24 protein-coding genes are annotated in these 23,594 nt (G+C 68.2%); 15 read left to right on the forward strand and 9 right to left on the reverse strand.

Features of this window, described 5'->3' with window-relative positions; genetic code table 11:
* Window positions 1-8: 8 nt before the first annotated feature.
* The 3 genes from ygfZ (at window position 9) to BS329_RS05690 (ending at window position 3,172) form a co-directional block, all read left to right on the forward strand.
* Complete coding sequence (gene ygfZ, locus BS329_RS05680) at window positions 9-1,139, forward strand: CAF17-like 4Fe-4S cluster assembly/insertion protein YgfZ (protein ID WP_076156900.1); 1,131 nt, start codon at window positions 9-11, stop codon at window positions 1,137-1,139.
* Between the two features lie 525 nt (window positions 1,140-1,664).
* Entirely contained in the window at window positions 1,665-2,228 is a 564-nt protein-coding gene (locus BS329_RS05685; RefSeq protein ID WP_076156201.1) for an RsiG family protein, read from the forward strand.
* The gene (locus tag BS329_RS05690) at window positions 2,225-3,172 is read left to right on the forward strand and encodes an asparaginase (protein ID WP_076156203.1); all 948 of its coding nucleotides are present in this window, start codon (window positions 2,225-2,227) and stop codon (window positions 3,170-3,172) included. Before BS329_RS05685 ends, BS329_RS05690 begins: the two co-directional genes overlap by 4 nt.
* Window positions 3,173-3,278: 106 nt before the next feature.
* On the opposite strand, the gene BS329_RS05695 is transcribed toward BS329_RS05690, so the two are convergent.
* A complete protein-coding gene (locus BS329_RS05695) occupies window positions 3,279-4,178 on the reverse strand; it encodes a DUF8083 family protein (RefSeq protein WP_076156204.1) in 900 nt (299 codons plus the stop codon).
* A 207-nt stretch (window positions 4,179-4,385) separates the two neighbouring features.
* Between BS329_RS05695 and BS329_RS05700 the strand changes: the two genes are divergently transcribed.
* The 5 genes from BS329_RS05700 to BS329_RS05720 all read left to right on the forward strand — a co-directional run bounded on the left by BS329_RS05700 (window position 4,386) and on the right by BS329_RS05720 (window position 8,689).
* On the forward strand, window positions 4,386-4,571 hold the full coding sequence (locus tag BS329_RS05700) for a DUF3073 domain-containing protein (RefSeq protein ID WP_076156206.1): 186 nt from the start codon (window positions 4,386-4,388) through the stop codon (window positions 4,569-4,571).
* Window positions 4,572-4,661: 90 nt separating this feature from the next.
* Complete coding sequence (locus BS329_RS05705) at window positions 4,662-5,522, forward strand: 3-hydroxybutyryl-CoA dehydrogenase (RefSeq protein ID WP_076156208.1); 861 nt, start codon at window positions 4,662-4,664, stop codon at window positions 5,520-5,522.
* A gap of 76 nt (window positions 5,523-5,598) precedes the next feature.
* Entirely contained in the window at window positions 5,599-6,543 is a 945-nt protein-coding gene (locus tag BS329_RS05710) for an alpha/beta fold hydrolase (protein WP_076156903.1), read from the forward strand.
* A gap of 86 nt (window positions 6,544-6,629) precedes the next feature.
* Complete coding sequence (locus BS329_RS05715) at window positions 6,630-7,529, forward strand: Gfo/Idh/MocA family protein (RefSeq protein WP_076156209.1); 900 nt, start codon at window positions 6,630-6,632, stop codon at window positions 7,527-7,529.
* 371 nt (window positions 7,530-7,900) lie between these two features.
* On the forward strand, window positions 7,901-8,689 hold the full coding sequence (locus BS329_RS05720; protein WP_084749395.1) for a GNAT family N-acetyltransferase: 789 nt from the start codon (window positions 7,901-7,903) through the stop codon (window positions 8,687-8,689).
* Between the two features lie 42 nt (window positions 8,690-8,731).
* Here BS329_RS05720 and arfB read toward each other — a convergent pair whose 3' ends face one another.
* The 6 genes from arfB to BS329_RS05750 form a co-directional block, all read right to left on the reverse strand.
* The gene (arfB, locus tag BS329_RS05725) at window positions 8,732-9,163 is read right to left on the reverse strand and encodes an alternative ribosome rescue aminoacyl-tRNA hydrolase ArfB (RefSeq protein WP_244197039.1); all 432 of its coding nucleotides are present in this window, start codon (window positions 9,161-9,163) and stop codon (window positions 8,732-8,734) included.
* A 33-nt stretch (window positions 9,164-9,196) separates the two neighbouring features.
* Window positions 9,197-10,267, reverse strand: a complete 1,071-nt coding sequence (purM, locus tag BS329_RS05730) for a phosphoribosylformylglycinamidine cyclo-ligase (protein WP_076156912.1) — start codon at window positions 10,265-10,267, stop codon at window positions 9,197-9,199.
* Between the two features lie 30 nt (window positions 10,268-10,297).
* The gene (gene purF / locus BS329_RS05735; protein WP_076156211.1) at window positions 10,298-11,836 is read right to left on the reverse strand and encodes an amidophosphoribosyltransferase; all 1,539 of its coding nucleotides are present in this window, start codon (window positions 11,834-11,836) and stop codon (window positions 10,298-10,300) included.
* Between the two features lie 323 nt (window positions 11,837-12,159).
* Window positions 12,160-12,561: a hypothetical protein gene (locus tag BS329_RS05740; protein ID WP_076156212.1), complete on the reverse strand. Its 402-nt coding sequence runs from the start codon at window positions 12,559-12,561 to the stop codon at window positions 12,160-12,162.
* Entirely contained in the window at window positions 12,545-12,784 is a 240-nt protein-coding gene (locus BS329_RS05745) for a DUF397 domain-containing protein (protein WP_037320466.1), read from the reverse strand. The genes BS329_RS05740 and BS329_RS05745 overlap by 17 nt, the downstream gene beginning before the upstream one ends.
* A gap of 285 nt (window positions 12,785-13,069) precedes the next feature.
* Window positions 13,070-13,948: a helix-turn-helix domain-containing protein gene (locus BS329_RS05750; RefSeq protein ID WP_076156214.1), complete on the reverse strand. Its 879-nt coding sequence runs from the start codon at window positions 13,946-13,948 to the stop codon at window positions 13,070-13,072.
* Window positions 13,949-14,150: 202 nt separating this feature from the next.
* Between BS329_RS05750 and BS329_RS05755 the strand changes: the two genes are divergently transcribed.
* Window positions 14,151-14,948, forward strand: coding sequence for an SAM-dependent methyltransferase (locus BS329_RS05755; RefSeq protein WP_076156215.1), 798 nt, complete (start codon window positions 14,151-14,153; stop codon window positions 14,946-14,948).
* A gap of 81 nt (window positions 14,949-15,029) precedes the next feature.
* Here BS329_RS05755 and BS329_RS05760 read toward each other — a convergent pair whose 3' ends face one another.
* Window positions 15,030-15,410: a sterol carrier family protein gene (locus tag BS329_RS05760; RefSeq protein WP_076156217.1), complete on the reverse strand. Its 381-nt coding sequence runs from the start codon at window positions 15,408-15,410 to the stop codon at window positions 15,030-15,032.
* Window positions 15,411-15,463: 53 nt separating this feature from the next.
* On the opposite strand from BS329_RS05760, the gene BS329_RS05765 reads away from it, so the two are divergent.
* The 6 genes from BS329_RS05765 to BS329_RS05790 all read left to right on the forward strand — a co-directional run bounded on the left by BS329_RS05765 (window position 15,464) and on the right by BS329_RS05790 (window position 21,012).
* A complete protein-coding gene (locus BS329_RS05765) occupies window positions 15,464-16,090 on the forward strand; it encodes a type VII secretion system-associated protein (protein WP_076156915.1) in 627 nt (208 codons plus the stop codon).
* 104 nt (window positions 16,091-16,194) lie between these two features.
* Entirely contained in the window at window positions 16,195-17,010 is an 816-nt protein-coding gene (locus BS329_RS05770; protein ID WP_076156218.1) for a lysozyme, read from the forward strand.
* Between the two features lie 191 nt (window positions 17,011-17,201).
* Window positions 17,202-18,047: a lysozyme gene (locus BS329_RS05775; RefSeq protein ID WP_076156220.1), complete on the forward strand. Its 846-nt coding sequence runs from the start codon at window positions 17,202-17,204 to the stop codon at window positions 18,045-18,047.
* Window positions 18,048-18,222: 175 nt separating this feature from the next.
* Complete coding sequence (locus tag BS329_RS05780) at window positions 18,223-19,059, forward strand: Twin-arginine translocation protein TatA (protein ID WP_076156221.1); 837 nt, start codon at window positions 18,223-18,225, stop codon at window positions 19,057-19,059.
* Window positions 19,060-19,063: 4 nt separating this feature from the next.
* Complete coding sequence (locus BS329_RS05785) at window positions 19,064-20,173, forward strand: pentapeptide repeat-containing protein (RefSeq protein WP_076156223.1); 1,110 nt, start codon at window positions 19,064-19,066, stop codon at window positions 20,171-20,173.
* Window positions 20,170-21,012, forward strand: coding sequence for a hypothetical protein (locus BS329_RS05790; RefSeq protein WP_076156225.1), 843 nt, complete (start codon window positions 20,170-20,172; stop codon window positions 21,010-21,012). The genes BS329_RS05785 and BS329_RS05790 overlap by 4 nt, the downstream gene beginning before the upstream one ends.
* 184 nt (window positions 21,013-21,196) lie before the next feature.
* Here the strand turns inward: BS329_RS05790 and purL are convergent, their stop codons facing one another.
* The gene (gene purL, locus BS329_RS05795; protein ID WP_143252911.1) at window positions 21,197-23,491 is read right to left on the reverse strand and encodes a phosphoribosylformylglycinamidine synthase subunit PurL; all 2,295 of its coding nucleotides are present in this window, start codon (window positions 23,489-23,491) and stop codon (window positions 21,197-21,199) included.
* Between the last annotated feature and the right edge of the window lie 103 nt (window positions 23,492-23,594).

Here is a 23,594-nt window from a genome sequence, read left to right on the forward strand (position 1 = left end):
TGGGTTTCATGCCCTACCGCTCCCCCCTGCTCGACCTTCCCGGACCGATCGCGGCACCCGACGGGCATCCTGAAGAGGGTGTCCCGTGGCATTGGGGAGACCCCTTCGCCGAGCAACGGACGGCGACGCGCGGCGCGGTCGTGATCGACCGTTCGCACCGCGAGATCCTGGCCGTGACCGGGGAAGAACGGTTGTCCTGGCTGCATTTGGTGATCTCGCAGCACGTCACCGGGCTCGCCGAAGGCACCGGCACCGAGGCGCTCGTCCTGGACACCCACGGCCGCGTGGACACCCACATGGTCGTCGCGCACGCGGACGGAACGGTGTGGCTGGACAGCGACCGGGGCGCGGTGGCGACCAGCGCGTTTCCGTCCGGCGGCAAACAGACGCTGCGCGAGTACCTCGAAGCGATGAAGTTCTGGTCCAAAGTGGACATCCGAGATGTCTCCGGCGAACTGGCGCTGCTGACCGTCCTCGGCCCCGACGCGGATCGCGTACTGGCCGCTGTCGACGTCTCCTTGAGTTCGGACCCGTATTCGGTCGTGTCACTCCCCGGTGGCGGTTTCGCGCGGCGGATGCCGTGGCCGGGACGGAACAGCGTCGATCTCGCCGTGCCCCGCGCCGAACTCGCCGACTGGTGGCGCCGCCTGACCGACGCCGGTGCCCGGCCGGCGGGCAGCTGGGCGTTCGACGCGCTGCGCGTCGAGTCGCTGCGGCCGCGGCTGGGCCTCGACACCGACGAGCGCACGATCCCGCACGAGGTGAACTGGGTCGACTCCGCCGCTCACGTGGCGAAGGGCTGCTACCGCGGGCAAGAGACCGTCGCGAAGGTCCACAACGTCGGGCGGCCGCCGCGGTACATGGCGCTGCTGCACCTGGACGGTTCGCCGGAGATCACGCCGGAAACCGGCGATCCGGTGGTCCTCGGGGAGCGGACCGTCGGACGCGTCGGCAGTGTCGTGCAGCACCACGAACTGGGACCGATCGCACTGGCGCTGGTCAAACGCTCGACGCAACCGGGTGCCGAACTGCTGGTGGGGGCGGAGGATCGCGTCGTGCAGGCGGCCATCGACCCGGACTCCGTTCCGGCTGAGGCTCCGGCTCCCGGCCGGGAGGCCGCTCAGCGACTGCGGGGCTGACAGCTTCTGGGCTTTCGTGCTTCTGGGCTTGGTGGTGCGTGCCGTGAAGGCCTTGTTGCGGGACTCTGGGTCCCCAAAGTTCCCCTCCTCCGGCCCTGGACCACCACTTTCGTCCCAGCAGCACCACCGGCCCCAACGAGAGCGCGTGAAGGCCCCCTTACCTCGGCTCAGCGAAGGAAACTCGACCTTCGCGCACGTTCCAGGTACATGAAGGTCCCCTTCACTGCGCCTAGCGCAGTGAAGGGGGCCTTCATGTACCTGAGACCTTCAGCCCCAGGGGCTGAAGGGGGAGCGCCCTTCGCCTCACCCCAGTTATCCACAACTCTGCCCACCTGTGGACAACTCCGCCGACCAGCACTTTTCCACCCCCACCCCCGGTAAACTGGACCAGGGGCCGCCCCCGGGACGGGTGGGGGGCGCTCTGGAGGTGACCGAAAGAGCAAGGGAGGTAGTCGCGAGGGGCGAGGATCCTTGTGGTATCGCGCCCCGCGGAACATTTCGCCCGGCGCGCGTTAAGCTAGCCCGGTGATCGAAGTCCGGCCCGGTGGTCGCCGTCGTATCGACCGCGTGCTCGGCCCTGGGTATCTCAGCGACCTCGGCGAGCTGCCCCTTTCCGTGCTGCGCGAGCGCCGTGACGAGGCGGCGCAGGAGGAGACCGACCTGTCGTATCTGCGGCGGTTGCTGCACGCGCGGATCGACATCGTCCGGGCCGAGCAGGAGCGCCGGAGTTCGGGCGGCGAGAGCAGTGTGGTCGAGCGGCTGGCCGCGATACTGGCGGACAACGCGATCGGCCCGGCCACGGGTTCGGGCAGGCATCAGCGGCTGGAGCCGTCCCGTGCGGGCGAGCACCGGCGGTTCGCCGAAGCGCTCATCGGCGACACGGACCTTTCCGACGTCAGCACCCTCTCGGACGAGAAGCTCGTCAACGCCCTCGACAGGTACGCCGACGAAGAGGTCTCCGTCTCCTCATACCGCCGTGAGGTGCAGGGCGTGATGGACACGATCAACGCCGAGATCGCGACCCGCTACCGCAAGGGCACAGCCTCGGTCGACGATCTTCTCGACACCGAACGTGGCGGCTCCGAGTGACGAATCCCGTCTTGGTCGAGGTCGTCCGGTCCGGTTTCGTGGAGAGCACGCACCGGGGCGCGCTGGTGATCACCGCCCCGGACGGTTCGGTGCGGTTCTCCGCGGGGGACGTCGAGCGGCCGGTCTATCCGCGCTCGTCCAACAAGCCACTCCAGGCCGTCGGGATGCTGCGCGCCGGCCTGACGATCGGCGACGAGGACCTCGCGCTGGGCTGCGGGTCGCACAACGGCGAGGCCGGTCACGTCGAGGGCGCTTTGGCGCTGCTCTCCCGCGTGGGGCTGACCGAGGACGCGCTGGCCTGCCCGCCCGCGTTCCCGCTGCACGAGCCGAGCATGCTCGCCGTGGCCGCGGCGGGGAAACGCCGCGCCGCCATGAACTGCTCCGGCAAGCACGCCGCGATGCTCACGACCTGCGTCCAGCTCGGCTGGCCGACCGAGGACTACGCGGCCGTGACCCATCCGCTGCAGAAGATCGTCCAGGCGACCGTCGCCGACCTCACCAGCGAGCCGATCGAAACGGTCGGCGTCGACGGCTGCGGTGCCCCGCTGTTCGCGTTCTCCCTCACCGGGCTCGCCCGGTCCTTCGGCAGGCTGGTCACCGCGATGGGCGGGCCGGAACGCCGGGTCGCGGACGCCGTCCGCGCGCATCCGTGGCAGGTCGCGGGCACCGGCCGTGAGGACACCGTCCTGATGAAGGGCGTCGAGGGCCTGCTCTCGAAGGGCGGCGCCGAGGGAGTGCACGCGTTCGCCCTCCCCGACGGCACCGCGCTGGCACTGAAGATCGACGACGGCGCCGCGCGGGCACGGCTCCCACTGCTGCTCGCGACCCTGCGCCACCTCGGCATCGACCCGGACGGCGAGGCGGAGCGGCTGACCGAATCGGCCGTTCTGGGTGGTGGGAAACCGGTCGGCGAACTGCGTGTCGCCGCCGGTCTCTTCGGCTAGAGGCCTCGGATTTGCGGAGGCGGGCCGCTGACCTGGCTGGGTGAGTGAACAGCGGATGCCGCGGCCCGGCTGCGGAAATCCGAAAGCGCGCTTCGAGAGACATCGGCTAGTTCGCGCGTTCCCGAGCGGCCAGGTCGCCCCAGAAGTCCCGCAGGTCGGCGAACAGTTCGGCCAGTTCGTCGACGTTGCCGGTGCGGAGCGCGTCAAGGATGTCGTGCACCTCTTCGGCGGTCGTGTCGGCTTGAAGGATCGAGTCGGCGAAGAGCTGCACGAGGCCGCCGTAGTCGAGCTCGACCGCCGAGCCGGGGTGGAAGCTGTCGAGCCAGCGTCGCGTCTCGAGCAGGACTCGGCCGGGCGCTGAGTCACCGAAGGTCGCTTCGAGCAGGTCGCCGACCTCGCGGGCGCGATGCCGCGCATCGGCGATGGAGACCCGCCACGACACTTCACGCTCGGGGTCGTCGCGGCCCTTGCCCAGTTTGACCCGGCGCATCCCGGGATCGAACAGCACGAACCACGGGAGCGGGACGGTCCACGTCGTCGAGAGCGTGTGCGACGCCGACGCGGTCAGATCGCCGATGGCGGACTTCGCCCGCGCGCGGATCATGTCGAGTGAAGCGCCGCCCGCGCCGAGCACCGCGTTCTTCAGCGCCGGATGCGCGTCGCCGAGGAAGGTCACCAGCGCCGCGGCCGAGCGGGCGCGGATCTCCATCGGGCAGAGCAGCGGCCCCGGACCGGCGTCACCGTGCTCACCCTCCGGCACGTCTTCGGGGTCGAGGACGAGGACATCGGTGACGAGGCTGGGCGCGGCCCGGCCGTCCGCGAGTTCGGCGGGCAACAGCCGCCCGGCATGCTGTGACTTGAGCCACAGTGACTGCTCGCGCTCGCCCGCGGCCGAACGATCGAGCCGGGCGGCTTCGACGGCCTCCAGCAGGCGTTCGTCCGGTGGATCGCCCAGCGCGAGCAAGGGCTCATAGACGCGGAGATAGGCCGCGAACGGACGGGGCACACGAGCATCGTGACACGCCGACCTGCGACTATCGCCACCGACCGGCCGGTAACCGGCGTCCGGTGAACACTGTCGCCACCGGCACACCGTGCCACGTCGCATCCAACCCCCCGGACACGGTACGGTGTCAGCAGGAAATAATTGTCGAGACGATGCGGGGCCGCCGATTCCCCCGGCCGCCCCGCCCCTGTGCGAGGGGGTCGAGCCATGGGGCGCGGCCGGGCTAAGGCCAAGCAGACGAAGGTGGCGCGCGAGCTCAAGTACAGCTCGCACGAAACCGACTTCGATGCTTTGCAGCGCGAGCTGTCCAGTAGTTCTTCGGATTACGGGCACGAGGACGACAAGCGGGAAGACGACGACCCGTACGACGGGTACGACGAATACCGCCGCTGAGCGACGCGTGACACGCGAGGGTGGCTCGGGGCTTTGCCCCGGGTACCACCCTCGCGTGTCGCGTGCTGCCCAAAATAGGGAAGAGGTGCCATGTCCGACATAACGCGGGTCGGTGTCATCGGAGCCGGGCTCATGGGCTCCGGCATCGCCGAGGTGCACGCACGTGCCGGACTCGACGTGATCATCACCGAGGTGAACCAGCCCGCGCTGGACTCGGGGCGGGCACGGATCGAGAAGTCGCTGCAACGCGGCGTCAAGAGCGGGAAGCTCTCGCAGGAAGACGCCGACGCGGCACTCGGACGGCTCCGCTTCACCACCGAGATCGGCGAGTTCGCCGACCGCGACCTCGTCATCGAGGCCATTTTGGAACAGGAGCAGGCCAAGATCGAGGTGTTCCGGTCGCTGGACAAGATCGTCGAGCGCGAGGACGCGGTGTTCGCGTCCAACACCTCGTCCATCCCGATCATGAAGCTCGGGATGGCGACCGACCGCCCGCAGCAGGTGGTCGGCATCCACTTCTTCAACCCGGTCCCGGTGCTGCCGCTCGTCGAGCTGGTGCCTTCGCTGCTGACCAGCGACGACACCGCCCGCCGCGCGGAGGAGCACGCGACGACCGCGTTGCACAAGACGGTGATCCGGTCGCAGGACCGCGCCGGGTTCATCGTGAACTCGCTGCTCGTGCCGTATCTGCTTTCGGCGATCCGGATGATCGAGTCGGGCTTCGCGTCGGCGGAGGACATCGACCGCGGCATGGAGCTGGGCACCGCGCATCCGATGGGCCCGCTGCGGCTGTCGGACCTGATCGGCCTGGACACCATCAAGGCTATCGCGGACTCGATGTACGCCGAGTTCAAGGAACCGTTGTACTCCTCGCCGCCGCTGCTGCTGCGCATGGTCGACGCCGGCCTGCTCGGCAAGAAGACCGGCCGCGGGTTCTACAGCTACTCCTGAGCCGCAACTTTCGCAGCGGCGGGCGACCACTTCTTCGGCTGTCCGTGCAACCGGTGTCCCCGGTTGCATGGACGGCATGACCAAGCACACGCGTCGCAAGGCAATCACTGTCGCCGGGTTGACCGGCCTCACCGGAATCGCCGCCGCGGGTCCGGCGGCCGCGGGTGAACGCCGCGGCGTGCCGACGTTCGTGTTCGCCGCGGGCGCGAACGGCGTCTCCGGCGTCCCGAACGAACTGGTCCTGCGCGGATACCGCTGCGTCGGCGTCGACCTGCCGGGCCAGCGGCCGGCAGACGCCCAGTTCAGGCGTTCGTATCAGGCGCCGCAGGACCTCGCGGCTTTCGCGACCGAACCGTCGCCGCTGGCGGGGGTGACCGTGGCCGACCACATCGCCGCGACCGTGGAAACCGTCCGCCGGGCGGCCGCGCTCGGCCCGGTCGTGCTCGTCGGTGCCAGCATCGGCGGCGCGGCGATCAGCCTGGTCGCGAACCAGGTGCCGCGGTTGATCGACCTGCTGGTCTACGACACCGCGTTCTGCTGCGGCACACTGCCCACTCCTGGTCACTACTTGCGGACCGACGAGGGTAAGACGACGCAGGTCATGGCGTTGCTGGAGTTCATGGTGGCCGACCCGGCGGTGGTCGGGGCGTTCCGCTCGAACTGGCGTATCGCCGACCCGGTGCGCCTGGCGAAGGCGAAAGAGGCCTTCATGAGCGACAGCACCGATGCCGAGTTCCACGCCTTCCTGAACTCGATGATGCCGGACGAGCTACCCGGGAAGAGCGACGTCGATTCCCGCGGTGACCTGCGCACTTGGGGGTGCGTCCCGCGTGTGTACGTGCGGCACCTGCGGGACAACATCATCCCGCCCGCGTTGCAGGACCGGATGATCCGGGAGGCCGACGAGCGCACCCCGCGCAACCGGTTCCGGGTCTTCGACCTCGACACCGCGCACGTGCCGACCTCAGCCAAGCTGGGCGAACTTCTGGACATCTACGACCGGGTCGCCCGGTCGCTGTGAACGCAACTCCGCGACGGACTTGCACACCTTGAACGCAACTCGATGGTGCGTACAGCTTGCGTGGTGGCACACCTAGACTCGGGGCCGTGGGACAAGGACAACTGCGTGCGGGTCTGGTCGGTGCCGGTCCGTGGGCGAAGACGGTGCACGCGCCGGGCCTCGCCGATCACCCGGGTACGACGTTGAGCGCGGTCTGGGCCAGGCGTCCCGAAGCCGCCGCGGAGCTGGCCGAAGCGCATGGCGCCGAGGCTGTCGGCAGCTTCGAAGAGTTGCTCGACCAGGTGGACGCGGTCGCGTTCGCCGTGCCGCCCGCCGTGCAGGCGGAGCTGGCGGTCAAGGCGGCGGAGGCGGGCAAGCACGTCATCCTGGAGAAGCCGATCGCCGCGGATCTCGACGGCGCGCGAAGGCTCGCGGACGCGGTCGGCGCCGCCGGCGTGGTCAGCCTCGTGGTCCTGATCCTGCGGTACTCGCCGATGACCCGGGACTGGCTCGACGGAATCAAGGAAGCGGGTGGCTGGCGCGGCGGCGGCGCGCGCTGGCTTTCCGGCGCGCTGCTCGGCGGGCAGTACCAGGATTCGGCGTGGCGGCACGACTCCGGCGCGCTCGCCGACATCGGCCCGCACGCCTTCGATCTGCTGGACGCGGCGCTCGGTGAGATCACCGACGTGCTCGCCGCGCACCGGAGCGATGACGATCTGTGGCAGTGCCTGTTCGCCCACGCGGGTGGCGCGACCAGTACGGCGACCCTGTCGCTGCGGCTGCCGATCCAGCCGACGGTCGTCGAAGTGGCCGTTTACGGCGAGCACGGCTATCGCACGTTAGGGCGGAAACCGGGTTCCGCCGGTGAGTCGTACACCGCGCTTCTGGACGATTTCGCCGCGATGGCCGCGAGCGGGACGACCTCGCACCCGTGTGACGTGGGTCGCGGACTGCACCTGCAGAAACTGATCGAACGCGCACGGGAGCTCGCCGGACACGGCAAGTAGTACACAGGTCAATCATCAGGCTTTTCCTTGTGGGATAACGCCTTCTTCCTGCGACTTCGCAACCATCCACAGGTTTGTCCACAGGCTCCACTGTGGACGGCCGCTCCTCCAAGCCAAGCACGGGGAAGCCCTTTCCGCTACCGGAAAGATCACCTCTTGGCGCTACTCGAGCATCGCGCACTCGCCGGTAAATCGCTTGACCGCCGTGCGAAGGTGATCGCGAAAGCACCACTTTGCCTGGAAAGAGGGATGCCTCATGCCTGACGCCTTCAGCGCCGTCGGCACGAGCTAGCCGGCGCACACGCCAACTCCACCACGCACGCGGGTCCTCCCGTGCGTCTCTCTTTCCTGCCCGAAAGGCATGACAACCAGTGCTTTCCGACACGATCAGGGCGCTACAGTCCTACATCCGCGTCACCGCGGCGAAATTCCGTGAAACCGAGCGGATCGGGCCCTTCCTGGCCACGTACTACCTCGAGGCCGACAGCCCCTTTCTCAACTACGCGATCCCCGACGACGGCGCCGTCCCCACTTCGGACGACGTCACCCGGCTCACCGAGGCGTTCCGCATGCGCGGACTCGTGCCGCGCCTGGAGTTCCTGACGGAAGCGGTTCCGGCCGCCGAGGCCGTGCTCGTCAAGGGCGGGTACACGCTGGAGCGGCGGGTCCCGCTGATGATCTGCACTCCGGAGCAGCTCGTCAAGCAGCCGAAACCGGCCGGGATCACGCTGGTGGATCCGAAAACGGCCGATGAGCTGCGGAAGATGATCCGGGCGCAGAACCTCGCCTTCGGGGAGGCCGATCCCGATCAGCACCTCGAACCGTCGCCGGATCAGTTGAGCGGCGAGACCCTGTCGGTGATGGCCGTCGCCGAAACCGGTGAGGTCGTCGGCGGCGGGGTCGCGACCGCGATCCTGGACGGCGCGACCGAGATCGCGGGCATCGGGGTGATCGAGGGGTACCGGAGCCGCGGGATCGCGGCGGCGATGACGGCGCACTTGACCCGAGTTGCCCATTCACGGGGCGGGTATTCGGTGTTCCTGACGCCGGGCGCCGGACAGGCGGAGCGCGTCTACGGCCGGGTCGGTTTCAGGACCTCGGCCGAGTGCGTGCACCTGTCAGTCCCGGTCAGCGGAGCAGGGATCCACATCGACGGATGACCACTCGCGTGAACCCGTCCGTCCGGCGTTGATCGCGGGAACTCAGTCGTCCGAGTAGCCGCCGCGGCGGGTTCGTTTGACCTCGCCGCGGCGTTTCTTCGAGGCCAGGCGGCGTTCCTTCGAACCCCGTGAGGGTTTGGTGGGACGCCGCTTGGCGGCCGGGGGCGCCGACGCGTCCACCAGCAGCATGACCAGCCGCGCCCGCGCGGCTTCCCGGTTCATCAGCTGGGAGCGGTGTTCGGACGCGGTGATCGTGACGACGCCGTCGACGAGGCGCGACGAAAGCCGGTCCAGCATGCGGGCCCGGAGGTGTTCCGGGATCGCAGCCGAACCGGCCACGTCGAAGGAGAGTTCGACTCGCGAGTCCGTGGTGTTCACGCCCTGCCCACCCGGACCCGACGACCGGGAGAACCGTTCGCTCAATTCGGCACCCGGGATCACGAACCGGGTGCCGACCACCACGTCATCAGCCACGAGCCCAGTGTTCCACCTGAGCCAAGAGATTTATCAGAAGCGCGGGTGGTCACCGGAAAGCACGGCGCGCGGGCCGTCCGGGTCTTCCGCGGGCTGCACGTCGCCGAGGATCCACGCCGGCACGTGCCGCGCGGTCAGCATCGCCAGCGCCCGGTCGACGTCGTCGGCGCCGACGATCGCGACCATGCCGACGCCCATGTTGAACGTCTTCTCCAGTTCGGCGCGCTCGACCTTGCCGCGGTGCCCGATCAGGGCGAACACCGGCGCGGGCGTCCAGGTGCCGCGTTCGAGCTTCGCGACCAGGCCGCGCGGCATGACCCGGGCGAGGTTCTGCTCCAGCCCGCCACCCGTGACGTGCGCGAACGTGCGGACATCGGCTTCGGCCACCAGCGCGAGGCAGTCCTTCGCGTAGATCCTGGTCGGCTCCAGCATCTCCTCGCCCAGCGAGCGGCCGAACTCCTCGACGTGCCCGTCGAGCGGCATGCGCGCGATCTCCAGCAGTACGTGCCTGGCGAGCGAGTAACCGTTGGAGTGCAGGCCGGACGAGCCGAGCGCGAGGACGACGTCACCGGGGCGGACCCGCTCCGGGCCGAGCACCTTCGAAGCTTCGACGACGCCGATACCGGTACCCGAAAGGTCGTAGTCGTGCTCGCCCATCAGACCGGGGTGCTCCGCGGTCTCGCCGCCGAGCAGCGCGCAGCCCGCCTGGACACATCCCTCGGCGATGCCGCCGACCAGCGCCGCGATCTTCTCCGGCACGACCTTGCCGACGGCGATGTAGTCCTGCATGAACAGCGGCTCGGCACCGGTGACGACCAGGTCGTCGACGACCATCGCGACCAGGTCGATGCCGACGGTGTCGTGCTTGTCGAGTGCCTGGGCGACGGCGATCTTGGTGCCGACCCCGTCGGTCGACGAGGCCAGTACCGGCTCTTTCCACTTGTCCAGCTTCAGGGAGAACAGCCCGGCGAAACCGCCGACCCCGCCCATCACCTCGGGCCTGGTGGCCCTCTCGGCGTGCGGTTTGAGCAGCTCAACGGCTTTGTCACCGGCGTCGATACTGACCCCGGCGGCGGCGTACGTGGCGCTCGTGGACTCGCTCACGGAAGCGGACTCCAACTCTGGAAGAAAGGACTAGGGACGCCGGATGGCGTCTTCAGCACCGTACCCGGCAGGGCTGACGGGCTTCGCCGCGCCATTGACCGAGTCCAGGCTCTCCAGCAGGTGCTTCCCGATCAGCGCGTCCTCGGGCAACGCGATCGGGTACTCGCCGGAGAAGCACGCGGTGCACAGTCGCGACTTCGGCTGCTCCGAGGCCGCGACCAGCCCGTCGAGGGAGATGTAGCCCAAAGTGTCCGCGCCGATGGAGCGGCGGATGCCGTCGAGGTCGACGCCGTTGGCCACCAGTTCGGCGCGGGAAGCGAAGTCGATCCCGTAGAAACACGGCCAGCGGACGGGCGGTGAGGCGATCCGGACGTGCACCTCGAGCGCGCCGGCTTCCCGCAGCATGCGGACCAGCGCGCGCTGGGTGTTGCCGCGGACGATGGAGTCGTCGACCACGACGAGCCGCTTGCCGCGGATGACGTCGCGCAGCGGGTTCAGCTTCAGCCGGATGCCCAGCTGGCGGATGGTCTGCGACGGCTGGATGAAGGTGCGGCCGACGTAGGCGTTCTTCACCAGGCCGGTGCCGTAGGGAATGCCGGAGCCCTGCGCGTAGCCGATGGCGGCCGGGGTGCCGGATTCGGGCACCGGCATGACCAGGTCGGCGTCGGCCGGATGCTCGCCTGCAAGCTTGCGGCCGATCTCGACGCGGGTGGCGTGCACGCTGCGGCCGGCGATCGAGGTGTCGGGGCGCGCGAGGTACACGTACTCGAAGACACAGCCCTTGGGCTCGGGTGTCGCGAACCGCGAGGAGCGCAGGCCTTCGGCGTCGATGGCGATCAGCTCACCGGGCTCGACCTCGCGGACGAACGACGCGCCGCAGATGTCCAGCGCGGCCGTCTCGCTCGCGACCACCCAGCCGCGTTCGAGCCTGCCCAGCACCAGCGGGCGCACGCCGTGCGCGTCGCGGGCGGCGTACAGGGTGGACTCGTCGGCGAAGACCAGGCAGAAAGCGCCCTTGAGGGTGGGCAGCAGTTCCATCGCGGCGGCTTCGATGCCCTTGTCGGCGGCGTTGGCCGCGAGCAGCCCGCACACCAGGTCGGAGTCGCTGGACGAACCGGTCAGGCCCGCGTGCGGTTTGAGCCCGGCTTCGACCGTGCGATCCCGCAGTTCCGCGGTGTTGACCAGGTTTCCGTTGTGCGCGAAGGACAGGCCACTGCCGGTGGCGGTGGTGCGGAAGATCGGCTGCGCGTTCTCCCAGATGGTCGCGCCGGTGGTCGAGTAGCGGCAGTGCCCGACGGCGATATGTCCCTGCAGCGACTGCAGGACCTGCTCGTCGAAAACCTGACTGACCAGGCCGAGATCCTTGAAGACGACGATCTGCGAACCGTCGGAGACCGAGATGCCGGCCGCTTCCTGGCCGCGGTGCTGAAGTGCGTAGAGCCCGTAGTAGGTCAGCTTCGCGACCTCTTCTCCGGGCGCCCAGACACCGAAGACGCCGCATTCTTCGCGGGGTTCCGGATCGGGCTGGTCGGTCACGGGCTGTCCGGCGACGGACGGGTCGGAAACCACCGAGGTGCTCCCAGGGGAGAAGAGGGCAGGCCACCACCAGTGTAAACGGTGAGCCAGAGATCAACGCGCCGCGCGACGTGGTACTGGACACGCTTTGTGCGGTGACGGTGAGTGAACCCGCGTCCACGATCGACGTCGGCGAGTCCACACAAGACGGAGAGGGCGGCCGGGGTGGCTTCACGCCTGCGCAGAACGGTCGTTCAATGACCGTGAGTGACGGGCGGGTGTCAAGGCCCATCACTCACGACCCCCGACCAGCCGACCGCTCCCCCTCGACAGAGGCGGTCGACTGTGCATGGGATGTCGGACTCAGCCGGCCGCTGTCAACCGGCGGCCAGCCACTTGGACGTGCCGCCGCGGCCAGGGACCCAGCAGCCGTTGGCCGCGGTCTCCGGAAGGAACAGTGTGCCGGGCGTTCGTTCGTCCGGGAGCGCGAGCAAGTCCGTCAGTACTGTCGCGGCGTCGCCGGTGGTCCGCCACAGCCACACCTCGGGCTCGAGGATGTCTTCCTCGGTACCGGGCATGCGGGTCGCCACGACGTCGTCCTCGGCGTTGAGCCGGACCACGTCGACCACGTTGTCGTGGACTCGCACGCCGACCACGGCTGTGACCTCGCCGTTCGCGTCGCACGGGTGCACGAACTGGTACCCGCGGTGGATCAGCTCTTGCAGGCCGCTTTCGATGCCGGTGATTTCCGCGGTGATGGTGTCACCCGAGAACGTCATCGAATTCGCCGTCCTTGGCACCCGCGAGGAACGCGGCCATTTCGGCCTGGGTGTAGATCAGGGCGGGACCGGTCGGGAAGCGCGAGTTGCGCATCGCGATCTCGCCGGACGCGAGCGGCGCCACTTCAACGCAGTTGCCGATCGCGTTGCTGTAGCTCGCTTTGCGCCAGTGCGCCCCGGTAAGACGATCGGCCGGGATGCCGTTGTCGAACTGTTCAGCCATGGTCCCCACCTTCCCCGACTCAAGACTTCGGGCGATGCATCTGCATGTGCATTTGCCTGTGATCCCAAAGTTAGCACGTGTGACTGCAACGGTAAATGCACGTGCAGAAGTTTTTGCAGAATTCGCGTGCGGTGAGGACTTAAGTCCCCAACCATCCCGCCAACGTGTGAGGACCGGCTCCCCCAAAAGGAGGGCCAGCTACCGGTCGTGAACGGGTTTTCGCGCGCACGCAAGAAAACCCAGGCCGTCACCGGGACGGCGGAGAACACCACAACGGTGAGTGGCTCAGATTTCCGCGCGGCGCTTCAGGAGCATCTGACGGCTGCGGTCCGGCGTCTCCGCGTCGACCGCGAGCATGTCCAGCGCCCGGCTGTACCGCTCGATCTCGTCGCGCTTGTCGATGTAGTGCGCGCCGGTCAAGTATTCGGTGTAGGCGATGTTCGGCAATTCCTCTTCCGCGAACCTGAGCAGCGAGAACGCGCTGTCGGCCGAGTACCCGCTCCGGTCGAACGGGAGGATCTGGACCGAGATGTTCGGCTGCAGGATCATCTCCAGCAGGTAGTCGATCTGGCCTTTCAGGATCTCGCGGTCGCCGATCGGACGGTGGAGCACCGACTCGTCGAGCACCAGCCACAACCGCGGCGCGTCCGGCCTGGACAGCATCTTCTGCCGCCGCATCCGCAGCGCGACCCGGCGATCGACCTGCTCATTGACCATGTCCTTGCGGCCGTGGCTCATGATGGCCCGCGCGTAGGCCTCGGTCTGCAACAGGCCCGTGACGTACAGCGGCTCCCAGACCTGGATCCGGGCCGCGGCCTCTTCGAGTCCGACGAGGTCGTTGAACCAGCTCGGCATCAGGTCGCCGTAGCGGCGCCACCAACCCGGCTCGTTCGACTCCTTGACCATGTCGAGGAACTGCTGCCGCTCGCCCGGGTCGGTCATCCCGTACATGGTCAGCAGATCGGCGACGTCACGTTCCTTGAAGCCGACGCGGCCGAGTTCGAGACGGCTGATCTTCGACTCGGAACCGCGGATGCTGTAGCCGGCCTCCTGGCGCGTGATCCCCGCGTCTTCGCGCATCCGCCGGAGCTGTGAGCCGAGGATCATCCGTCGCGCGGTGGGACCCAGGGACTGCTCACCGCCAGGCGGGGTGACCGCGTTCATCGACCGGGGACCTTTCGTACGACGACACTCACAGGGGAACAAGCCGATTACTGAAAGTACACGTTTGGGCCTCGACACGACAGGGACGGCTCGGTTTACCGGTCGCGTACGTGGTTCTACTCTACGTAGAGCCCGAGACTTCCGACACAGTTTTGTGAGGTTCAAGATGCCCGATGCCCCGCCCCGGACGGAACGAGTGCCCGTGGGTGTCGACCCGACGCGGGCCAGCATCGCCCGGGTGTACGACGCCTTCCTTCTCGGCAAGGACAACTACGAGATCGACAGGGAGGTGCTGCGCAAGGTCCAGCAGGCGGCCCCCGAGGCGCAGGACCTGGCGACCGAGAACCGCGGCTTCCTGATCCGCGCGTGCCGGTTCCTCGCCAGTCAGACGGGCATCACCCAGTTCCTCGACCTCGGCTCCGGCCTCCCGACGGCCGAGAACACGCACCAGGTCGTGCAGCGGATCAACCCGGAGATCAAGGTCGTCTACGTCGACAACGACCCGGTCGTGCTCGCGCACGGGCGGGCCCTGCTCGAAGAGAACGAGAACACGCACTTCGTCTCGGACGACATCTTCGAGCCGGAGCGGATCATCGGGAACCCGGACATCCGGCGGCACATCGACTTCACCCAGCCGATCGCGTTGCTGCAGCTCGGGACGCTGCACCACTACAACGGGCCGCACGAAGCGCCGGCCCAGATCATGAAGAAGTACATCGACGCGCTGCCTCCGGGTTCGTACGTGGCGATCTCGCACTTCTCCGACCCGCAGGACGAGCTGTCCGAGATCGCCCGCAAGATGGAGGACTTCTTCATCCACAGCCCGATGGGCTCGGGCACCTTCCGCACGAAGGCCGAGATCGAGGAGCTGTTCCACGACCTCGAACTGGTCGAGCCCGGCGTCCGGCTGTGCGCCGACTGGTGGCCGGACGGCCCGCGCATCAAGGAGCTGAACACGGCTCAGCGGACGATCTCCGGCGGGATCGGCCGAAAGAAGTAAGCCTCAGCGCCGCCATGAAAGGCCCCTTCATCGCAAAATCCGCGATGAAGGGGCCTTTCATGGCACCCGCGGGCCCAGGGTTCAGAGGCGCACCAGTGGCAGCCAGCGGGCCAGATCGGCCCTGCTCCCGGAGGCGGTGACCCGCCCCGACTCGACGGCGTCGGCCCAGCCGAGCTGCCCGGTCGCCAGTTCCAGCCACGTGCGCGGATCCGTTTCGACGACGTTCGGCGGCGTCCCGCGCGTGTGCCGCAATCCTTCGACGCACTGCACCGCCGCGAACGGCGGCACCCGCACTTCCACACTCTTCCCCGGGGCGTCCGCGGCCAGTGTCCGCAGGCTCAGCCGCACCGCCGCGGCCAGCTCCGGGCGGGCCGGATCCGGTCCGGATCCGCTCAACCAGGGGGAGATCGCCGTGATCGCGGCACGTAACTCAGCGGGGTCGACCGAACGCGAAGAGGCCATGGGAGAACAGTAGAGTGAGCGCGAACAAACCTTCAGGCACCCGGAACGTGGGGATGGCGATGGCGCAGCGGGACGAGGCGGATCGGTTGGCGTCGAGCCCGGCGGGCAAGCTGAAACCGGGGAAGCCGAAGATCACCGAAGAGATGCGCGCCAACGCCAGGGCCAACCCGAACAGCTGGTTGTACGTCATCGACGAGGCCTTCGATCCCGACGGCCCGGTGCCGTCCTGGGCGGTCGTCGGCGCGTACCCGGTGAACGGCGCGGGTGAGATCGTCGAGGACTTCCACCCCAACGACCGGTATCGCCCCTCGCCCAAGGCGCTCGGCTTCCCGGAACCGCGCAACGAACTCGAGCAGCTGCTCCAGCTGGTGCGGACGAACCACCGCCCGGCCGCCGACCTGCCGCGGGTCTTCCTCGACTCGACACTGTTCATCTACGCCCTTTCGCCCTTTCAGCGCACGGTCATCGGTTTCCACAACACCGACGGCCGGGTGCTCGTGCCCGCCTACACGGCCAAGGCGCTGGTCCCGCGCGAATGGCCGCACGCCCGTGCGGTGGCAGGCCGGGACATGGTCCCGTTGCTCGCGGGGCATCCGGTGACCATCAATCCGCACGACCGGCTCACCGCCATCGTCGGATCGGAGCACCTCGACAAAGCCCTTTCGGACGAGCGTCGTTAGGGCGCGGTTAACCCACTCGGTCCATTTTATTCAGGAAAAAAGCAACTCTTTCGGGTGATGTTCGAGTCGCTGATTCCCTTTTTCCAGGGGATCGTGGCGATGTGATGAGTCGCAGAGTGTGTTCGAAAGGCTGGGGGGCCGTCCTCGCGGCGGGGGTCTTGCTGCTCACGCAGACCCCCGCCGTGACACAAGAAGCCAGACCCCGATACGACGGGGCCGAGGAGCATTACGCGGGCTCGCAGATCGCGTTGCACGAAGGTGTCGTGGAGGCCCTCGGGCCGCTGTACGGCGGCGAGGCGCAGACCCTTGGCCACGATGTCAGCGGACATCAGGGCGATGTCGACTGGCCGGGCGCGGCCAGGACCGGTGCGAAGTTCGTCTACGTGAAGGCGACCGAGGGCACCGGTTTCGTCAATCCGCGGTTTCCCCAGCAGTACAACGGTTCCCACGGCGTCGGCCTGATCCGCGGTGCGTACCACTTCGCGCGCCCCGACATCTCGGACGGCGCCGCCCAGGCCCACTACTTCGTCGACCACGGGGGCGGCTGGTCCGGTGACGGCAAGACGCTGCCGGGCGCGCTCGACGTCGAGTACAACCCGTACGGGGAAACCTGTTACGGCAAGACGACCGGGCAGATGATCGCATGGATGGCGTCGTTCGCCGAGACCTATCTGCGGCGGACCGGGCGGCATCCGGCGATTTACACGTCGACGAGCTGGTGGAAGCGCTGCACCGGTAACAGCGACGCGTTCTGGCAGAACCCGTTGTGGGTCGCGCGCTACAACACGGAGATCGGCGAGCTGCCCGCGAGCTGGAAGGCCCAGACCATCTGGCAGTTCTCGAACAAGGGCAGCCTGCCCGGCGACCAGAACTGGTTCGACGGCACGTTCGATCGGGTGCGCGCGCTGGCCGCCGGCTGAGCGCCACCCGAGTGGACGTTACAAGATCACATAACCACGCCTATTTGGAAATGAAAATCACCCACGAGTAGTACCAATTTCACGGAAGTTAGTGACAAACCCGGCACCCGTCGTCAACAATCGTGCCCGGACGGCTACCACCTGCAAGGTTCCCGTCCTCAGCGAGGGTTATCCGTGAAGGGATTGTCGTGATGCGCACTTCCCGAAGAATCGCCATCGCCGTCGGCTCCGCGCTGCTCCTGCTCGGCAGCGCGGTCCAGGCGTCGGCCGCCCCGTCCCCCGAGATCATGTCCATCGAACAGGATCTCCAGCAGAACGACCACACGATCGGATCGCAGATCCGGCGCGTGGAAGGCGACACCTCCACGCATGAGTCGAAGGCCAAGGCCGCGCGGCCGCAGCCCGAGGCCGGGGTGCTCGCGACCGTCGCGGGCATGGACGTGGCCAGCTACCAGAAGAACGTCGACTGGGCCTACTGGTGGGGTCAGGGCAAGCGCTTCGTGTGGGCGAAGGCCACCGAAGGCACGAGCTACAAGAACCCGTACTTCGCCCAGCAGTACAACGGTTCCTACAGCCAGGGCTTCATCCGCGGCGCGTACCACTTCGCCCTGCCGAACGTTTCCGGCGGCGCGGCGCAGGCGGACTTCTTCATCAACAACGGCGGCGGCTGGTCCAAGGACGGCAAGACCCTGCCGGGCGCGCTGGACATGGAGTACAACCCGTACGGCGCCACCTGCTACGGCCTGAGTCAGTCGGCGATGGGTGCCTGGATCCGGGCGTTCCACGACCGCTACCAAGCACGCACCGGCCGCTGGCCCGTCATCTACACCTCGACGAGCTGGTGGAGCACCTGCGTCGGCACGTCGCAGAACTTCGGTGGCACCGTCCCGCTGTGGATCGCGCGCTACGCGTCGACGGTGGGGGCGCTTCCGTACGGCTGGGGCTTCTACACCGTGTGGCAGTACACCTCCAGCCCGCTCGACCAGAACACCTTCAACGGCGCATACGACCGCTTGCAGGCACTGGCCAACGGCTGAGCTGCGCATTTCGTGAACAAGCGGCTCCCGGCCTCGCCGGGAGCCGCTTTCACGCGCCGCCTTCAACGCACGGTACCTTCCCCCTGAAACCCCTGGCACGGGCGGATCCGGAACCAGCGCCGACCGTCGGCCGTCTGATCTCCAGCCTCAGGCCCCAGCACGGAAGGCGAGACCGATGACCTACCCACCCCAGCCAGGCCAGCCCTATGGCCAAGATCCCCAGGGGCAGCAGCCCGGCGGCTATCCGCAGCAGGGTGGCTGGGACCAGACCCAGCAGTACGGTCAGCCTCAGCAGCCGCAGGGCTGGGACCAGACCCAGCAGTATCAGCAGCAGCCCCAGCAGGGCTGGGACCAGACGCAGCAGTACCCGCAGCAGCAAGGGGCCTGGGATCCGAACGCGCAACAGCAGGGCTGGGACCCGAACAACCCGGGCTACCCGCAGGGGTACGGCGGCCCGCCCGCGCCGCCGCCGAAGAGCAAGACCGGCCTGATCATCGGGATCGTGATCGGCGTGGTCGTGCTGATCGCGTTCGGTGTCACCGGTTTCGTCGCGCCGGGCTTCCTGCTCAGCAAGGACGAAGGCGGCAACACGGCCGCGCCGCCGGCGTCGTCGTCCAGCGAGGCCCCGACTTCCGCGCCGAAGAGCAGCCCGAAGTCGAGCGCGCCCAAGAGCAGCCCCAAGAGCACCGAAAGCGGTGGCACGGGCTCCGAAGGCAACCCGAAGGGCGTTCAAAACCTCAAGGACTTCCTGGCCAAGGTGAGCGCCGGTGACAAGGCGGGCGCGCTATCGCTGGTCTGCGCGGACATGAAGGCGACCATGGGCGACTCGATCGACATCATGGCCCCGGCGCCTTCGCAGCTGCAGGTCACCTCGACCGCCGGTATCGGTGACGGGTTCATCACCGGTGACATCGAGGGCACGGTCAAGGGCAAGAAGGTGAGCGGATCGGGGATCTCCTCGGACGACAACCCGGACAAGTCCTTCTGCGTCCGCAACTTCTTCGTATTCTGAGCAGATGAAGCGGTTGCTCCGCTCTCCACTGCTCTGGACGTTCATCGTCTCGCTCCTGCTGCTGGTCGCCGTCGGCGGCTGGTTGCTGACCGATCCGGCGACCAGCCGCAGCGAGGCACTGAAGACCGGCGGCATCGCCGGTGGCGCCATCGTCGCGCTCTACGCGTTGTGGCTCAACGACCGGCGGCGCCAGGTCGAGGAGCGGCGGCAGGAAACCGAACGGCAGCGGCAGGAACTCGAACTGCGGCGGGCCGACCAGGACCGGGACCGGATCTCGGACGAGCGGTTCGCGAAGGCCGTCGAGCTGCTCGGGCACGACGCCGACCAGGTGCGGGTCGGCGCCCTGCACGCGCTGGCCGGGCTGGCCCGCGGCCGGGCGGTCTACACGCAGACCGTGCTGGACATCCTGTGCTCGTACCTGCGGCGGCCGTTCGACCATCCGCGGTACGAAGGCGAGGCGAAACGTCCGGAGAACAAGCTGCCCAAACCCGGTGACGCGGAGCAGGAGCGGGAACTCCAGGTGCGGCAGACCGCACAGCGGCTCATCGGGGAACTGCTCCCGGCCGCGGATTCCGAGGGCACGCCGGGCTACGACCTCGACCTGACCGGGGCGGTGCTCGAGTACTTCGACCTTTCGGAACGGAAGATCGGCAAGCTCCTGCTGCGCTACGGGGGTTTGTACAGCAGCACCAACCTGTCGGGCTGCGTGTTCCTCGGGCCGGTGTACCTGACCGGCGCGGGAACGGCGGACAAGAAGAAGATCGGCTTCTTCCGGTGCGATGAAGCCAAGTTCGAGCACCGGGCGTGGTTCAGCGGGGTGCAGTTCAGTGAAGACGCCGAGTTCCGCGGCACGGTGTTCGCGGGAGAGACGTCCTTCAAGGACAGCGTCTTCGCGAAGACAGCGGAATTCGGCGATGCCGAGTTCCGGAAGACGCTGGATCTGCGCCGTGCCCGGTTCGAGGGCTTCAGTGACCTGAGGTTCCGCACGACACCGGACTCGGTGTCGCTCTACAACACGACGGTGGAACCGGCCAAGGATCACGAACTCCCGGCGGGCTGGGTCGTCGAGACCTTGTCCGACGGCCGTGCCCGGCTCACGGTGACGGACGGATGAGGCGCCTGCTCAGGTCGCCGCTGCTGTGGACGTTGCTGTCCTCGATCGCGGTGCTGGTCGGGGTCACCGCCTGGCTGCTCACGGATCGCGCGACGAGCCGCGGTGACGCGCTCAAGACCGGTGCCCTCGCCGGCGGGGCGATCGCCGCGCTCTACGGGCTCTGGCTCAACGACCGGCGGAGACGGACCGAGGAGGACCGGCACGAGATCGAGCGCAGCCGGATCTCGGACGAGCGCTTCGCCAAGTCGATCGAACTGCTGGGCAACGAGGCCGACCAGGTGCGGGTCGGGGCGATGCATTCGCTCGCGGGGCTGGCCAGGACGCGGCCGGAGTACCGGCAGACGGTGCTCGACGTGCTGTGCGCCTACCTGCGGCGGCCGTTCGCCCATCCCGCGTTCACCCCGGGCAACCCTTGGAACGACACCGAACGCGAGGCCGAGGCCGAACGGGAACGGCTGGTCCGGCGCGCGGCCGAACGGCTGATCCGCGACATCCTTCCCCACGCCGGGACCACCGGTCCGACCTTCGGGCTCAACCTCAGCGACGCGCGGATCGACAAGCTGGAACTGACGGCGAGGCGGGTCGGCTGGTTCGGCGCGGATCGCAGTGAGGTGCTGCATCACCTCGTCTTCGAGAACGCCGAACTCTCCGGGAAGTTCTCGCTCAACCATGCGACGATCCACGGCGAGCTCAGGCTCACCGGAGCGGCCTTCAAACGACGGGTGCAGATGGACGGCCTGACCGTCGAGAAGCCGGTCGACTTCAGCGTGGCCACCTTCGCGGAGCCACCGTTGCTGGAGGGCGCCAAGCTCGCGCCCGGTACGACTCTGCCGAGCTGAAGGACGGTTGAACCGCCCTGAGGGCGACTGGCCGGTGGCCGTGTCGCGAAAGCCACTTTCAGGACATCAGACGTCCCGAAAGTGGCTTTCGCGACACCCGGGATGGCTCTGGCCCTCGTGCGCTCGCTCATGTCTGCCTGCCCCACCGCAAGTAGAGGACTACTTGCGGTGGGGCACGACATCTTCAGTCGAACAGCGCCGGAAGCGTGCGCTCCCAAGGCTCCCGAAGCTCGTCCAAGGTGAACTCGGTGATGTCCTGGAGTTCGAGCGAGCCCGATTCCGGGTCCACCACACCGGTCTTGCGCCACGGCAGGCCGCGCGCGGTGAGCATCTCGGTGAACCGCAGTTCCTCGGTACGCGGCACGGCGACCAGCACCCGGCCCGCGGATTCGGAGAACAACTGCACGAACGGGTCCTGCTCCGCGTCGAGGAAGACACGGGCACCGCACTGTCCGATGAGGACAGTCTCGACGAGGGTCTGGATCAGGCCGCCGTCGGAGATGTCGTGCGCGGCGGAGATCATGCCGTCGCGGGAACCGGCGATGAGGATGTCGGCGAGCAGCTTCTCGCGCGCCAGATCCACACGCGGCGGACGGCCGCCGAGGTGGCCGTGCAGTTCGCGCGCCCACGCGGAACCGTCCAGCTCGTCGTGGGTCTCGCCCAGCAGCAGCAGGGTTTCCCCGGCCTCCGCGCCGATGCCTGTCGGGATGCGGCGGGTGACGTCGTCGATCACGCCGAGCACGCCGACCACCGGGGTCGGCAGGATGGCGACGTCACCGGTCTGGTTGAAGAAGCTGACGTTGCCGCCGGTGACCGGGATGCCTAGTTCGACACAGCCATCGGCGAGACCGTGCACGGCCTGCTCGAACTGCCACATCACGCCGGGGTCGGTCGGCGCGCCGAAGTTCAGGCAGTCCGAAACCGCGACCGGCTTCGCGCCACTGGTGGCGACGTTGCGGTACGCCTCGGCCAGCGCGAGCTTCGCGCCCTCGTACGGGTCGAGGAAGACGAACTTGCTGTTGCAGTCGGTGGAAACGGCGACGCCGCGGCCGGTCGACTCGTCGATCCGGATGACACCGGAGTCCGACGGCTGCGCGAGCACGGTGTTGCCGCGCACGTAGCGGTCGTACTGGGAGGTCACCCATTCCTTCGACGCCTGGTTCGGCGACGAGATCAGCTTGAGGATGTCGGCACGCAGTTCGTCCGAAGTGGACGGTCGCGGCAGCTTCGCCGAGGTGTCGGCCTGCAAAGCGTCCTGTGGGGACGGACGCTGAATGGGACGGTCGTACACCGGGCCCTGGTGCGCCACGGTGTGCGCCGGGACGTCGACGACGACCTCGTCGTTCCAGGTGATGACCAGGTGCTCGCCGTCGGTGACCTCGCCGATGTCGGTGGCGATGACGTCCCACTTCTCGCAGACCTTCATGAACGCCTCGACGTTCTCCGGCGAGACGACCGCGCACATGCGCTCCTGCGACTCGCTGGACAGCACCTCCGCCGGGGTCATCCCGGTGGCGCGCAAGGGAACCCGGTCGAGGTAGATGTGCATACCGCCGTCACCGGCCGCCGCCAGCTCCGACGTCGCGCAGGAAAGCCCGGCGCCGCCGAGGTCCTGGATGCCGACGACGAGCTTCTGGGCGAACAGTTCGAGACAGCACTCGATGAGCACTTTCTCGGTGAAGGGGTCGCCGACCTGGACACTGGGCAACTTCTTGCGGCCGCCCGAGGATTCGTCGCCGGAGAAGGTGTCACTCGCGAGCACGGACACGCCACCGATGCCGTCGAGGCCGGTGCGCGCGCCGAACAGGATGATCTTGTTGCCCTTGCCGGAGGCGAAGGCAAGGTGGAGGTCCTCGACGCGCATCGCGCCGACACACAGCGCGTTGACCAGCGGGTTGCCCGAGTAGCTCGGGTCGAACACCAGCTCGCCGCCGATGTTCGGCAGGCCGAGGCAGTTGCCGTAGCCGCCGACGCCGGCGACCACACCGGGCAGTACGCGGCGGGTGTCGGGGGCGTCGGCCGGGCCGAACCGCAGCGCGTCGGCCACGGCCAGCGGGCGCGCGCCCATCGCCATGATGTCGCGCACGATGCCGCCGACGCCGGTCGCGGCGCCCTGGTACGGCTCCACGTAGGACGGGTGGTTGTGGCTCTCGACCTTGAAAGTGACCGCCCAGCCCTCGCCGATGTCGACGACGCCGGCGTTCTCGCCGATGCCGGCGAGCATCTTCTCCTTCATCTCGGGAGTGGCGGTCTCACCGAAGTAGCGCAGGTGCTTCTTCGAGGACTTGTACGAGCAGTGCTCGCTCCACATCACCGAGTACATCGCCAGTTCGGCGTCGGTCGGACGGCGGCCGAGGATCTCCCGGATCCGGGCGTACTCGTCGTCGGCGAGGCCGAGTTCGACGTACGGCTGGGTCTGTCCGGGGGTCGCTTCGGCAAGTGCGGTGGTGTCGACTGGGATGTCAACGGTGCTGGTCACGGTGTCCACATCAGGGTTCGCCACGGCCCTAAGAGTAGGTGAGCGCCGAGGGCGGCTCGCGGTCGCCCACGGATAAATCGGTCGCGCCGAGGGCGGTGATCCG

Source organism: Amycolatopsis coloradensis (assembly GCF_001953865.1).
In the GTDB taxonomy this organism is placed as follows: Bacteria; Actinomycetota; Actinomycetes; order Mycobacteriales; family Pseudonocardiaceae; genus Amycolatopsis; species Amycolatopsis coloradensis.